At 51.2% G+C, this 14,329-nt stretch carries 12 protein-coding genes; 7 read left to right on the top strand and 5 right to left on the bottom strand.

Annotated features, from left to right (window positions below; translation table 11 throughout):
• Nucleotides 1-182 precede the first annotated feature (182 nt).
• Nucleotides 183-932, top strand: a complete 750-nt coding sequence (locus AC0YOA_RS11865) for an SDR family NAD(P)-dependent oxidoreductase (protein ID WP_475786733.1) — start codon at nucleotides 183-185, stop codon at nucleotides 930-932.
• Between the two features lie 239 nt (nucleotides 933-1,171).
• Here AC0YOA_RS11865 and AC0YOA_RS11860 read toward each other — a convergent pair whose 3' ends face one another.
• Entirely contained in the window at nucleotides 1,172-2,764 is a 1,593-nt protein-coding gene (locus AC0YOA_RS11860) for an ABC transporter substrate-binding protein (RefSeq protein WP_475786732.1), read from the bottom strand.
• 112 nt (nucleotides 2,765-2,876) lie between these two features.
• Between AC0YOA_RS11860 and AC0YOA_RS11855 the strand changes: the two genes are divergently transcribed.
• Nucleotides 2,877-3,056 carry a hypothetical protein gene (locus AC0YOA_RS11855; RefSeq protein WP_475786731.1) on the top strand — a complete coding sequence of 60 codons (180 nt, stop codon included), beginning with the start codon at nucleotides 2,877-2,879 and terminating at the stop codon, nucleotides 3,054-3,056.
• Here AC0YOA_RS11855 and AC0YOA_RS11850 read toward each other — a convergent pair.
• The 3 genes from AC0YOA_RS11850 to AC0YOA_RS11840 all read right to left on the bottom strand — a co-directional run bounded on the left by AC0YOA_RS11850 (nucleotide 3,046) and on the right by AC0YOA_RS11840 (nucleotide 7,500).
• A complete protein-coding gene (locus AC0YOA_RS11850) occupies nucleotides 3,046-3,936 on the bottom strand; it encodes a carbohydrate ABC transporter permease (protein ID WP_210045788.1) in 891 nt (296 codons plus the stop codon). The genes AC0YOA_RS11855 and AC0YOA_RS11850 overlap by 11 nt on opposite strands.
• Nucleotides 3,937-3,953: 17 nt before the next feature.
• Entirely contained in the window at nucleotides 3,954-4,937 is a 984-nt protein-coding gene (locus tag AC0YOA_RS11845; RefSeq protein WP_475786730.1) for an ABC transporter permease subunit, read from the bottom strand.
• A 226-nt stretch (nucleotides 4,938-5,163) separates the two neighbouring features.
• On the bottom strand, nucleotides 5,164-7,500 hold the full coding sequence (locus tag AC0YOA_RS11840; protein WP_475786729.1) for a helix-turn-helix domain-containing protein: 2,337 nt from the start codon (nucleotides 7,498-7,500) through the stop codon (nucleotides 5,164-5,166).
• A gap of 308 nt (nucleotides 7,501-7,808) precedes the next feature.
• On the opposite strand from AC0YOA_RS11840, the gene AC0YOA_RS11835 reads away from it, so the two are divergent.
• From AC0YOA_RS11835 to AC0YOA_RS11825, 3 genes are all read left to right on the top strand, one after another.
• Complete coding sequence (locus AC0YOA_RS11835; protein ID WP_475786728.1) at nucleotides 7,809-9,893, top strand: right-handed parallel beta-helix repeat-containing protein; 2,085 nt, start codon at nucleotides 7,809-7,811, stop codon at nucleotides 9,891-9,893.
• 189 nt (nucleotides 9,894-10,082) lie between these two features.
• Nucleotides 10,083-10,316: a helix-turn-helix transcriptional regulator gene (locus AC0YOA_RS11830; protein WP_475786727.1), complete on the top strand. Its 234-nt coding sequence runs from the start codon at nucleotides 10,083-10,085 to the stop codon at nucleotides 10,314-10,316.
• Nucleotides 10,313-10,609: a hypothetical protein gene (locus tag AC0YOA_RS11825; RefSeq protein WP_475786726.1), complete on the top strand. Its 297-nt coding sequence runs from the start codon at nucleotides 10,313-10,315 to the stop codon at nucleotides 10,607-10,609. The genes AC0YOA_RS11830 and AC0YOA_RS11825 overlap by 4 nt, the downstream gene beginning before the upstream one ends.
• A 136-nt stretch (nucleotides 10,610-10,745) precedes the next feature.
• Here AC0YOA_RS11825 and AC0YOA_RS11820 read toward each other — a convergent pair whose 3' ends face one another.
• The gene (locus tag AC0YOA_RS11820; protein ID WP_475786725.1) at nucleotides 10,746-11,297 is read right to left on the bottom strand and encodes a GNAT family N-acetyltransferase; all 552 of its coding nucleotides are present in this window, start codon (nucleotides 11,295-11,297) and stop codon (nucleotides 10,746-10,748) included.
• A 383-nt stretch (nucleotides 11,298-11,680) separates the two neighbouring features.
• Here AC0YOA_RS11820 and AC0YOA_RS11815 point away from each other — a divergent pair, with 383 nt between their 5' ends.
• Both AC0YOA_RS11815 and AC0YOA_RS11810 read left to right on the top strand, forming a co-directional pair.
• The gene (locus AC0YOA_RS11815) at nucleotides 11,681-12,802 is read left to right on the top strand and encodes a phosphotransferase enzyme family protein (RefSeq protein ID WP_475786724.1); all 1,122 of its coding nucleotides are present in this window, start codon (nucleotides 11,681-11,683) and stop codon (nucleotides 12,800-12,802) included.
• Nucleotides 12,803-12,982: 180 nt separating this feature from the next.
• Nucleotides 12,983-14,260, top strand: coding sequence for an MFS transporter (locus AC0YOA_RS11810; protein ID WP_475786723.1), 1,278 nt, complete (start codon nucleotides 12,983-12,985; stop codon nucleotides 14,258-14,260).
• The last annotated feature ends 69 nt before the right edge of the window (nucleotides 14,261-14,329 follow it).

Genomic DNA, 14,329 nt, shown 5'->3' with positions numbered 1-14,329 from the left:
CATTCTCTATATTGAATGGTTAGGCCACAGGAGTCAAGAATGTATAATTCGTACCCGTTATGCTCAACCTAGCTTTTAAATCCTCCCACTTGTGAGTGGATATATTTCCAGTTTGACAAAACCAAACCTCATGCTATATATTTAGCGAGCACTACAAAATTAGATTGAGGGAGTGGTTAAGGATGTCAAACAAACTTACGGGTAAAGTTGCTATCGTTACAGGGGGTACTCGCGGGATTGGAGCAGCAGCAGCTCGAGCGCTGGCTGATCAAGGCGCAGATGTGGCAATCAGCTACGGTAAATCAGCTGAACAAGCTGAAGCTGTTGTACGTGAACTGCAAGCGAAAGGGGTTCGGGCGGCCGCGTTTAAAGCGGATCAAGCTGATCCATCTTCTGCTGAAGAGCTTGTGAAGGCAGTTGTCGAAAGGTTTGGCAGACTCGATATCCTTGTCAACAACGCTGGGGTTACCGTATTCGCTCCGATCGATAATCCGGAGAATAATGTGGCGGACTTCGATCGTCAATTGAACATTAACTTCAACAGTCCAGTTGCCGCAATCCGCGCCGCGATTAAAGTGATGGGTGAAGGCGGCCGTATCATAAGCATGGGTTCAGGCGTCGGTACACGTACAGGTTTCTCCGGTCTTGCCGACTACACGGCCACAAAATCCGCAATCGCTGGTTACAGCCGAGGCGCTGCCCGCGACTTGGCAGCGAAAGGCATTACAATAAATGTTCTGCAGGCCGGTTTTGTCGATACGGAGATGAATCCTGCCGACGGCCCGTTTGCTTCCCACTTCAATGCGACTACAGCTCTTGGCCGTTTCGCTCGGCCGGAAGAAATCGCGGCCGGCATTGTCTTCCTGGCTAGCCCGGAAGCTTCTTACGTTACGGGTACGGTATTGAACATCGATGGCGGTTACGGAGCGTAATCTGCATGAAATTTCCAGTCTTATTAATCACAACAAAGCCAACCGGTTAACACCCGGGTGGCTTTGTTATGTTTATCCAGAATTCAATTGTCTATTCATGAAAAGTGTAAGCAGAAGTCATTTCAGGCTGCCAATGCGCCTGATCAAAAGACGCGTTTGTCACTTGCGGCTATCAAAAGACGTTTCCGCATGCGCAGCCCATTTTTCCACCGGACAATTTAGCATGTGAATGATTAATCTTATTTAAGACCTTTATCCGTAAGAAACGCTTCCCACTGTTTATCGGTTTCCAGATCGATTTTTTCCTGGCCCGATGCTTTCAGCTTATTGATATACTCCGGCACTTCCTGGGCCGGGTCGACCGCTCCGGTTTCGATGGCGACCTGGTATTCGTTATTGACCGCGAGCGTATTGGCAACCTCGGATTTGATGGCATCATCATTGCGGGAGAATCCGTAGGAGGCAGGCACCAGCGCGCTTTCGTTCAGAGCGATTGTTTTCTCCCACACATCCGCAGCCTGAGGCGCTTTCAGGTAAGCGTTGAATTGATTGCCGAACACCCAATCGACATTGGGCGCATAGCCGGAATCCTTAATCGGCTCGATGTAAGCATCGTCCTTCTTGGTATAGTGCGTGCCTTCGATACCGTTGCAGATCAGATTATAGAGATATTTATCGGTATTAAGCAAATTGATCAGCATCAAGGCGCGTTCCGGATTTTTGGAGGTTTTGCTGACAATATGCATGGCGCTGGCCACTCCGGTAAAGTAGGATTCGGAGAGCGGGACGCGGACGACCTCATTGCCGCCGTTATTGTTCATCTCATCGACTTCCCCGCCGGGCTTCGTCACGAAATCGAGAACAGCCGCAACATTGCCTTTTTTCTTCAGATCATTGATATTCCCGAGAATCGGAGCATCCTCGTTGATGTAGCCGGCCTGGTACCAATCATGCATGGTCGCATAGAAATCTTTCTTGTCCTCAATGGATTGCAGCGTCGGAATCGCTTTATAGGTCGCGTCGTCTTTCGCATACATGACTCCCAAGCCATCGCTGAATATAACATTGGGATCCACGTAAAAGCCCCATGAGTTTTGAGCCATGCCCATCGGGATGACATCCGGCTCATTTTCCTTCACGGCTTTGAAGAAGGGCTCAAAATCCTTGTAGGAATGAATGGTGTTTACATCAAGGTCCAGGTATTTATCGGCGTAACGCTTCTGGATTACGAGACTTTTTTGCTTGGCGGCAATTTGGTAGACGGGGAATCCATATACCTTGCCGTCATTCGCCTTCAGATCCGGCCAGAATTTATCCGGGATATTGGCGCGGGCTTCCGGTGCATAGCTGGAGATCATGTCATCGGTCAGCTCCAGGAAGGCGCCTTTATCAATATTCGGCTGGTAATTCAAGAGCCAGCCTCTTGCGCTCCAGGCAATATCGAATTCTTCGCCCGCTGCCATGATGGCGTTGAGTTTGGGCTCGTATTCGTCAAAAGTGAGCGGTTTCAACTCGACGGTCGCGTTGATTTTCTCTTTGAGATATTTGTTGATTTCATCGTTGACCAGCTTCTGGTCCTTGCCCGGGGCGCTGGATACCGGATAGTAGAAGGTCAGCTTGGCTTCATCAAGCGCAGGGGCCGCGGGTTCTTCATCCTTCTCCGCTGTCGTGCCTGCGTTATTGGGAGTATTGGCGCTGTTCTTTGGCGTATCCGGCGTATTGGCACCATTTGTCCCGCCGGAATTGTTGTTATTTCCGCATGCGGCCAGAACGGTGAAGCATAGAAGCAATGCGACGAGCTGCGCAGTCATTGATCTTTTTTTATTTTTCATGTATTAACCCTCCATTTGTTATCGTTCGCCTATAGGAAAGATTGCTTTTTCCCGCTTTCTCTATAGCTCCGGGGGGAGCGTTTCTCCTTGGAGCATAGCAGAAAGCAACCGCTTGCTGCTACAGAAATATAACCTGCCATTGCTTGCCCCGATCACCCCCTTCAAGTACCGGATTCACCGGGCCCACAGCGGTATTGTCCTTATCTCGCGCAGCTTGCAGCTCCCGGCGTGCGGTGTGGCGCTGCTGACGGCTGTACGAGCCACATTCGGCATTCTGTGTCCTAACCCTTAAGCGAACCGACCGCAATTCCTTTCACAAAATACTTCTGGAAGAACGGGAAGATTACCAGCATCGGCCCGCCTGCGAGAATCGCCATCGCCATCCTCACGGACAAGGTCGGGAAGTTGGCATACTGCAGCTTGCTGGCCGCCTCCGCGAGCGGGGAATTTGCCAGAAACTCGATCTGCGACAGGATGCGGACGAGCAGCAGCTGCAGCGGGATATACGTATCGTTGTCGATGAACAGCAGGGCGTAATACCAGTCATTCCAATAAGCAAAAGCAATGAATAGGCCCAGGGTGGCAAGCGCCGGCGTCGACAGCGGAAGGATGATCCGGAAGAAAATCCGGTATTCGCCGGCGCCGTCCACCTTGGCCGATTCGATGATCTCCTTGGAGATCTTATCCAGGAAGCCCTTCATAATGAGAATGTTGAAGGGATTCAGCAGCAGGGGAATAATCAGGGAACCCAGTGTATTCTTGAGATGGAGATACTGGGTAATCAGGATGTAGTACGGAATGAGTCCGCCGCTGAATAGCATGGTGAAGAAGATGTAGAAGGTCATCGGACGGTTGTAGCGGAAATCGCGGCGTGACATGGGATAGGCGGTCATGGCGGTCATCAGGAGCGATAATACCGTACCCACAACGGTTACGAGAATGGTCACGCCGTAGCCCTTGATCAGAACCTCCGGCTGCTCGAAGGAAATCCGGAAGGCTTCCAGGCTGAGCTGCCTGGGAATAAATTGATAGCCATGCTGGATAAGGCTTTGCTCGGAGGTGATCGATACGGCCACGACCAGAGCGAACGGCACCGCAATGAGGAAGCAGACCACGATGAAAAAGCTGTTGATGACGACGTTGGGCAGGTTAATGGTTTTTGAATTTGTCATATCGGTCGATGCTCCTTCTAAAACAACGCATTGTCTTTATCGATGCGGCGGACAAAATAATTGGCGGTTACGACCGTAATAAGTCCCACCACCGATTGCAGGAAGCCGACGGCCGCCCCGGAGTTGATATCCCCCAGCTTGGTGAGCGCCCGGTAGACATAGGTGTCAATGACATCCGTGGTCGGAAAATTGGGTCCGGCGTTATTGGGCACGAAATAATGCAATCCGAAGTCGCCCCGGAAAATATTGCCCAGCCCCAAAATAAACAAAATAATAATGAGCGGCTTCAGCAGCGGCAGCGTAATGCGCAGCATCATCTGAACGCGGGATGCGCCATCCAGCCGGGCAGCCTCGTAATAGTCGGTGTTGATGCCGGTAATGCCCGCATAATACACCAGTGTCGAGAAGCCGACGCCCTTCCAGACGGCGACCAGCGGCAGGATGAAGATCCACGGCGTGGTTTCCATGTACCAGTTATGCGTGGACAGTCCCAGGGATTCGAGTACCGTATTGAGGTAGCCATTCTTCGAATCCAGGAAGGCGTTGGCGATATAGCCCACCAGCACCATGGAGATGAAGAAGGGAAGGAACATCGTCGTCTGGTAAATCTTGATCATCCGCCCCGACAATTCATTAAGCAGCAGGGCGAAAAGCAGGGCGACCACCGTTCCCAGAATGATATATGAAATGTTGTAGAGCAGAGTATTGCGGATAATCCTCCAGGCATCCTGGGCTTTGAAGAGAAATTCGAAATTTTTGAGCCCCACCCATTTGCTGCCGAATATCCCCTGGTCATACCTGTAAAATTTGAAGGCCAGAATCAGTCCGATCATGGGAATGTAAGCAATGACGAATTTGAACAAAATGCCAGGCAGCGCCAGCAGCAGCAGCTCCCGGTTCTTCTTCAGATGCTTCCACTCGTTCGTGAACCATCGCCATCTGGCGGGCGGCGTCTTCTCCATCGTAAATCTCCTCCATCTGTCGTTTAAGCTGTCGCTCATGCTGTTCATGCTCCCATCATGGCATGGCCGGGTATGGCGGATATATAATAAGATCTTCGAAAAGCTATACGGCGGGAGTGTACAATATTCGAATTCATGGATTTTCCTTGAAAATCAAGCTTTGGCCAAACTGCGGGTGCTCCGCGACCGGCAGTCCCCCTGAATAAATAAAGCCCTCTGCCTGCTGGTAGGCAGGACGAGAGGGCGTTGGATTTAGGATAGTGAATCAGGAAATCGATTTTTTCATCCGGTATTCTTTGGGGGTACTGCCGAACTTCCCTTTGAACAAACGGAAGAAGTAGCTCTGGTTGGCGTAGCCGCATTTCTCCATCACTTCCGCGATCGTAAAGCTGTCGTTCTGCAGCAGTATCTGTGCATGCCGCAGCCGCACCTCATTCATGTATTCAGTGATGGATATTTTGAAGCTGTCCTTGAACAGCTTGCCGATATAGGCCGAGGTCAGCTTGACCGTGGAGGCGATGGACTGCTGGCTCAAATTGATATCGGCGTATTTCTGCTCGATTAATTCCTTGATGGTCTCAAGCACCATCTCATTTCGTTCCATATTGGAGGGCTTTTGGCCCTCGCATATTTTGGCGCATATGGACAGGAGGGAGATGTACATTTCCTCCAGTGTTTCACTCTCCTGGGGAATTAGTTGAATATAGTCCATATCCACATTAATCGCGGCAACGCGATTATTCATAATATCCGTAGTCGCGTTCTTGATAATCCAGCCCAGATTCGACACCGCCCGGAGCATATCGTCATACGGGAAGGCGGCAATCAGAGAGAAGGCCTTCTCCAGCTCGTTGCCGACCGCGGTCATCTGTCCTTTCTTCAAGGCTTCGGACAGCTTCTTCTCGATCGTATCCGGCAGCGACCTCTGCGTTCCGGCAAGATTTTCGCGGATATCCCCGGATGTGATGATGGAGCCGCTCCCCTTTACAATGCTGTATGAGCTCAGCTGCAGCGCCTGGTTGTAAGCCGCCGAGATAAATGGGAACTGCGAGATAACTTCACTGATCCCGCAGGATAAGGAGAGATTATAGTACTGCTTGACCGTCTGCTGAATATCGCGGAGCAGCGGTGTGACGCGCTCGAAGATGGCTTCAATATCACTTTCGCTTCTGGACACGATCAGGACTACGTGATCTCCCCGTACCTCTACGGCTTCGCATGGATAAACCCCGGACATGATTTCCTGCGCAATGTTGACCATGGCGAAGCTGTAAAGCTTCTTGGATTCCCCTTTCGTATTCCGGTCATAAGCGGCGTACCGGTCGATTCTCAGCACGCAGACGAGGAGCTCATCCTTCAACGAGATATTCAGCTCATGCTTTTCGATCAGATGCTGCATATCGTTATGGGAGAACATCTGGGAGTCGGTCAGAAATTTGCGGATATAATATTTGCTCACAATCTGCTCGGAGCTGATCTCCTGAAGCTTCTCCGAAAGACGCAAATAATGGTCGCTCATCAAGTGGAATTCATCCCGGGAGCGGTGCTTGGACTGCCGCCCGCCCGTGGTGTGGAGATGAATCCGCTGGAGCATATTCTCGATAGGATGATACAGCTTATAGGACAGCCAGATTGACAAGCCAATGGACAGGAGGAGAAAAATTCCGGCTATGACCAGCGATTTGACCCGGGTGCTCGTGACTTCCTCCATCAATTTGCCGTAGGACTGCACATAGAGAATGGTCCAGCCGCGGATGCTGTCATCCAGATAGGTAACCATGCTCTTGCTCCCGCCGATATCTCCGATAACGAAACCGGACGATTGCCTGGAGATTTCCATGTCCCGGCTGAGCAGCTGTCCGATTTGCGTCTGGTTCTCCTCGGGGGAGGAGGTTTCATTATGATTCGACGAATATAAGCGGCCATCCTGAGCCTTGATATAAATCTGGCCCTGCTCGCGGCTGCTCACGATGTTCATTTTCTTCAGACTATCGAATACCCAATCGGATTTGATGAACAGGATAATCGCGGATTGGGAGCTTGCGAAGGGCTTCAGGGAATCGGTCACAATGAAGGCGAAGGTATCGATCCGGCCGTTCTCCGTCTCCAGGCTCATGGGAATCAACCGGGAGGTCGGGAGCGTATGGCTGGTATCGAGCAGCCAATTGCGGATCTTGGCTTTCATGATTCCGCCATCCAGCAGGAAGGTGCTTGTTGTGCCGTACAGCTCCGATTGCGAGTGATTATAGACGACCATGGAATGCAGGAAGGAGGAGCTCTCCAGAATATTGGTCATCTGCCGGTAGCTGCGGATCATGTCCATCTTGGGCAGGCCATCATTGAACATAAGGGAGATCAGCAGATTGTCGCGGTAAACAAAATTCGACAGATGGGTAATGATCTCATTCATATACGATAAATTATATTGGATTTGCGAGAGCACCTTCAGATTGGACTCCTCCTGGATGTTCTTCACCGATCGCTCCAGGATATAAGTATTGGTTACAGACAGGGCCGTCAGTACGATAACCATCGAGATCATAATGGAGAACATGACCCGCTGCAGGTATTTTTTGGATCGGTAAAATTCAAATATCTTCATTAACTATCAGCCCCCCTTACCGTTCGAAATATATTGTAACCGCTTTCCAGCCGGCTGTCATCGGAAGGATCAACAATATCGCGGTAAGACGGAAAATATGCAGGGATTCGAATATTGTACATGGGAATTGTACATCTTTTCGAAGATCGTATTCTATGATGGAACCGCTTAATCATGTCATGATGGCAGCAGCATGCATATATTCGGACGATTGATGATAACGTGGAGCATGAGGGGGTCTGACCGGCAGCCAGGCGGCCTGCGGTGAATCCCGTTATGCAGTCCGCGTAAGGGAGAGTGGAGCAGCGATGACTGACGGAGCTAACGAGTTATATGTATCCGTACTTCATGGAGACGACGGCAATGCCGGCACGAAGGATAAGCCATTCCACAGCATTGAACGGGCCCGCGACGAGCTTCGTTCAAGAGCAGAGGCTGGCAGCATAACGGGAAATGCCGTCGTGTGGGTCGGCGGAGGCGATTACGAGCTTACAAGCCCTCTTCATTTTGATGAGCGGGATTCCGGCAGCGACGGATGTACCATTACTTACCGCAATGTGAACGAAGAGCATCCCGTTCTGGTCGGAGGCCGGATTTTAGCGGAAGGGTGGTCACGCTACAGGGAAGGAATCTACCGCATCCATCTGGGAACCGGACATTCCTTTCATACCTTGTTCGAGAACGGAGTCCGATCGCATAAGGCCCGAAGTCCCAAAGCTGGCTATTATGCTGCAGCGGGCAATGGCAGGGGCAAGGGCGGCGGCGATTTCTCGTTTCACCCGGAGGATCTGCCTGAACGGATCGATTGCAGCAGCGCGCAGGTGCATATTTGGCCGGGAGAAGGGGAATGGAACTGGTTCACGGAGACGAAGTCCGTGGCGGCAGTTGACTGGGATGAAGCCGTTATTTCGCTGAAGGAGCCGGCGCCCTGGGGGATCGACCGCGGCTCCCGCTACCGGCTTCAGGGTGCGCTTGAGCTGCTGACCGAGCCGGGCGAATTCCACTTCGATGAACAGGCGGGGGAGCTATATTATTATCCCAGGAAGCTGCCGATCGAAGATCAGCGGGTTGTTGTTCCATCGGTGAAGCGGGTCCTGGAGATTAAGGGAAGCTCCTGTCAAGCCCCTGCAAGGAACCTGATATTCGAAGGCTTGACGATTGAAGGGTCGGATTTTACGGATGAGTATCGTATGCCCCATAACAATTGCGAGTATCCGGAAGCGAGGGAAGGGCTTGTTTATATGGAAAATGCCGAGCATATCGCCGTTCTCGGCTGCCGTCTGCGGCATTCCGGCTTCAGCGGGGTCATGCTGAACGGAAGCTGCCGGAACAACCGCATCGAGGGGAATCTGATCGGGCATATCGGACATAATGGCATTTATCTGATTGGAGCCGAGCCGGGCGGCGGTCCGTTCAAGAATGCCGGAGAGTCGTACACGAACAAGCTTAACAGCATCCGGAACAACTGGATACGCAGCTGCGGAGAACTGGTCGGACATGGCTCGGGCATCCAATTGTACCAGAGCGGAGACAATTGTATTGTCCATAACCGCATCCATGACATGCCCCGCTACGGCATATCGGTCAAAGGGCTTCGTTATCAATTGATGGAGGGCAGTTACTACAACGAGGAAGTAACGTGGGACAATCATTGGGATTTCCTCCATGCCCGCAATAATCTCATAGCCTGGAACGATATTTCCGATGTGATGAAGGACAGCCAGGATGGCGGCATGTTCGAGTCATGGGGGGCCGGAAGAGGCAACCGGATAATCGGGAATCGGTTCCATCACAGCGGGATTTATTTTTCCTTCGGATTTTGCATCTATCTGGACGACGCCTCGGATGATTATTTGATCGCTCATAATGTCATACATGATCTCTTCAGCGCGGGGAGCGGCGTATTGTGGTTTGTGATATTCGCCAAAGGCATCGGCAGCCGCATCGAGAATAACCTGCTTGTCCGCAACGATGCCAGGGCGGCGTTCGGCACGCAGGAGATGGCGGGGGAAGCGAACCGGGATATTGCCATAGTGCGCAACATCGCCTGTGATTCCGGGGAGCAGCTGTATCATTTTGTAAATTGGGACGACAGCCGCCTGCTGGAGGCGGATTATAATATCTTTTTCAGGGGCGGGCAGGAGCCGACAGTTACGGGAATCTACGGCGACGACAAGATGGGCCGTTCACCGGTGCCCTGGGAGGCATGGCGGAAGGTGATGGGAGGCAAATTCGATGCCCATACGTTGGAGGCAGATCCTCTGCTGCTTGAAAGCGAAGACGGAATGGAATTCCGATTGTCTGCGGATTCTCCGGCCTATGCTCTGGGCTGGGAGACGATAGATATAACCCGTATCGGGCTCACGGATGAATTTCCATTCGAGGAGAAATAGCGGAGTCGTGGCGAATGACAGCCTTCTCCGCATGCAGGCAGTTAATGAAAAAGATGAAAAACCCGAACCACCTGAAAACAGGTGGTTTTTTGAAATACAATTTGGTGTAAAGTTAGCTTTACATTAAGTTAAGTTTGTTTTACAATAAGTAAAGCAAACTTAACTTGCAGAAAGGAGATGAGACTAGAAATGGGGGAACAAAGCCGGCAATTAACCAACCGGATTGCCGTTTTAAGATCCGAACGCAAAATGACCCAAAAATATTTAGCTGAAAAGGCAGGGGTAAGCAGGCAGACCATCATATCGATTGAGAATAAAAAATACACCCCGTCCTTGACATTGGCTTTTGAAATTGCAAATGCGCTTGGGGCGGAAATAACGGAAGTGTTTCAATATGTAAACGATAATGGAGGAGATTCATGATGAATACGATAATAACGCTGACCAACGGTTTGGCTGGAATTGCTTTTTTTGTATTTGTAGGGCTTTTTATTTTAGTTGCCAGAGAGGGAAAGGATGAGCGTGCAGCACTTTTAGGATATAAGCTTTTCAGCTTCTTATTTGTTTTCCTGCTTGGCGGTCTGTCCCTCATCATTTTGTATACAGGCTGGAGAGCGTTGGATTATGAGATGCTGCGGGTTTGTATGACAACGTTAATGTCTTTAACGGTCGTTGTTGGTTTTGTTTATTGGCTGATTCTCCGCAGAAAATATTAGCGGGACAGGAGAACGCAACCATTTTGCTGCCGGGAGCATATAGACTTAGCAGCTATCCTCCAACATAAAAGATAAAGGGCTGCCGTTTGGCAGCCCTCCCCGATTTGTCAACAGCGCTTGCAGGCGCCAAGCAACATCAGTATTTAAAATCTTCTTTTAACAGCCCCATGATAACAGTATCGTAGTATTTCCCATCAATATAGGCATCATTACGCAAACGCCCTTCGACAACAAAACCGCATTTTTCATAGGAGCGGATTGCACGCATATTTCCACTCCAGGTATCGAGCTGCACACGATTGAGATTCATGGTCTGGAACAAGTAGTGGATGAGCGCCTTCAAGGCATCCGATCCGTAGCCGTTGTTCCAATATTCTTTATCGCCTATTCCGATGCCTATCGTACAGCGCCGGGAGATAATGTTCAATTCCCTGTAAACAATCAAGCCGATATGCTTCTGTTGCTCCCCGCGTGTATAGATGCTGAATTTCCCCTCTTCACGCTTGTCCAGATTTAGTATTGCTTTCTCATAAGAGCCTTCCAATTGCTCGGAGGGAATATGGCTAAAGCGAAACAGGCTGGTTCCTGACTGTAATTTCACGGTTTCCTCATCGTTGCGCCATTCGTATGTTCGTTTAAAGTCTTCCAGCGACACAGGCCGCAATTCAACTTTCGTTCCCGTAATCAAAGGGGGGGACACCGTCCTTCTATTTGTTTTGTTGAGTATTATAGCTTTATGCAATGCCGCCAGTCAATTTGAGCCAGTCCACAGTCCGGTATTGGGAGATGCGCGGATAAAATTTCCTTTATCTTCGGATGATAACAGGAATTAACAAAATAAAGGCGAATGTATATTCGTATATTTACTGGCTATGACGATTAGGGCGATAAGCCATATTGACGGGCAGGGGGACGGGAAATGAGAAAACCGGAATACGAGCGCAGGTCCACAAGCGATTCGCTTGGCATGGGATGAATTCCTCGACCGGATAGGGAAATTCGGCATTCCGCCGAGGTTGAAATTGAGGCGGCAGCCTCCTCACGCTTTCGCCGATAGGAGACCTCTTGGACTTGGGCAATGTCGGGTGCGGCATCGTTCTACTTAATCATGTACAATGGAAGATCGATGGAAGGCTGCCGCAATGGGGCGTCATGCATCACAATCTACTCGTTGAAGGGACAGGTTTGCAGTTTATGACTCAAGATGTGGAAGAGAACTGGGCAGCGGAAATCGCGGTTCATCTTAAGAACCGGTTTGGACTATCGGTAAGGGAAGCGGCGCCGATCGATAAGGGCTGGCTCAACGTCAAGTGGAAGATGATAACGGACCAAGGACCGGTATTTGTCAAGTATTATCACCCGGAGCGCTACAAGCTGCATGCGCGTCCCGAGAGAAGAAGCGCGATCGAGAAGACGCTCCAGCTGCAGAACGGGCTGAGCGCTGCCGGAATACCATGTCCAGGGGTTTACCTTTTCAACGGGCAGTTCATACAGGAAACGCCTTCGGGCTTGTTTTATACGGTGCTGGATTGGGTGGATGGGTACACGGCTCAAGCCGGGTGCCTGAATGCCGCTCAAATGTTTGAATTAGGCGCGGCGGCCGGGCGAATGCACAAGTGGCTGCGGTCCGTACCGCCGTTGGACAAGCCTGCCTGGAAGCCGGACAAGGACGCCTATCTGAGAGAATGGCAGGACAACTGGGAAAAGGCGCAGGCGGCGGAAGATAAGACTGTGATGGAGTGGCTCAGGCGGTCAGAGGCCATTGTATTATCAATGGATTTTCGCATGTTTGAATCAAGCACGACAGGATGGCTGCACTGGGATTTGTGGGTGGATAACATGGTGCTGAATGAGCAGGGATTGGCCGGTATTGTCGATTTTGACCGCATGTCGATGGCGTACCAGGAAATCGATGTGGCCCGTGCGGTTCTGTCGGGGGCTTTGCTAGATGACCGGATGCGGTTGGAGGCAGCCCGGGCGTTTATGGACGGGTACCGTGAACAATTGGAAGTTCCGCAAGGCACGCTCACCCGGGGGATGCGCATGCTTTACCTGATCGAATCCCTCTGGTGGCTCCGTACGGAGGTTCGCACGGAAAGCGGGCTGCGCGGGCTGCTTGGCCGGTTTATCGGAGAAATACATTGGATCGAGGATCATTGGACATCGCTTTCGGAGCAATTGGATACGGTGTGAATAATGACAAAGTATTTAATTAAATCAGTCCCTGGAAGGAGGAAAACAGGCAGAAGGGACGTATAATTAGGGATGGGGAAAAAGTGAGCTGTAAATAACCATATGTGGAAATATTCACAAGATCCCTGGATGAGTTTCCAATATATTTTAGGATATGAATGAATGAGGAGGTTAATAAGTTTGGATACACAACAGAAAGGCACTGCCGCGCCGAGTCTTCTCGGCAATCGTTTCCTGCAGACGATTCTATTATCCAATGTGCTGCTGCAGCTCGGCATTTGGGTACGTAATTTCGCGATTCTCCTGTACGTTGCGGATAGAACGAACAACGATCCATACGCGATATCGCTGATCAGCATAGCGGAGTTCGCGCCTATTTTCGTATTTTCGTTCATCGGAGGCACGTTCGCCGACCGCTGGAAGCCGAGGCTGACCATGATCTGGTGCGACACGTTGTCTGCGGTATCGGTGTTCGTCGTGCTGCTGACCATTCATTTCGGATCCTGGCAATCCGTTTACCTGGTCGCATTTATCTCGGCCATTCTCTCGCAGTTCTCGCAGCCATCAGGCATGCGGCTGTTCAAGCAGCATGTGCCGGAAGAGCAGCTGCAGCAAGGGATGGCATTGTTCCAGTCGCTGATGGCGATCTTCATGGTGCTTGGGCCGATGATTGGTACCTTTACTTACAGCACGTTTGGGCTGGAAACGTCAATAGCCGTTATGGGCGTGGTCTTTTTGCTTTCCGCTCTCGTCCTGTTCCGCCTGCCCCAGGATAAGTCGGAGCCGCGGGCAGTGGCCGTAAAAGGTCAGTTCCGCAAAGAATTCGTCGAGGGCTTCCGTTATGTCTGGCAGAGTCAGGTGCTTCGGATGCTCGGACTGGCGTTCGTTCTGGCCGGTCTCGCTGTTGGCGTTGCCCAGGCGCTCAATCTGTTCATCGTCACGGAGCGGCTCGGCAGGGATAAGGAATTTCTGCAATACCTGCTGATGGTCAATGGTGTCGCCATGCTGATCGGCGGCGGGCTCGTAGCTGTTTTCGCGAAGCGTGTCGCACCGCAGCTCCTGCTTGCCATCGGCATGCTGGTTGGCGCCGTCTGCACGGTCATTGTCGGGTATTCGACGAGCGTGCCAATCACGCTTGCCGTGCAGTTTCTGAACGGGCTCGTATTCCCCTGCATTCATATCGGGATCAGCACGATGATCCTGAAATGGTCGCACGCCTCCATTGTCGGCCGGGTGAACGGGGTGCTGAATCCTATGTTCGTCGGCATGATGGTTGTCTCCATGTCTTTTGCCGGCGTGTTGAAGGATGCGTTCTCACTGGTATCGATCTATACCGGCTCAGGCCTGCTGTTCCTTCTCGGCGCATTGGTCATGATGCCGATCATGAACCAGAAAGCACCGGAGCACGCGCAGGCGGGCCTGCCGGTCAAAGCCGAAATGGACATGGGAGCCGGTTGAGCAGTATATGGTGAATGTATGGAATGGAGGGGCTGCTTCGGAGCAGCTCCTCTTTTTTTATGTTCTGTT

It is taken from the genome of Paenibacillus sp. JT22N12 (assembly GCF_056269365.1).
This window is presented reverse-complemented; position numbering and strand designations above follow the sequence as displayed.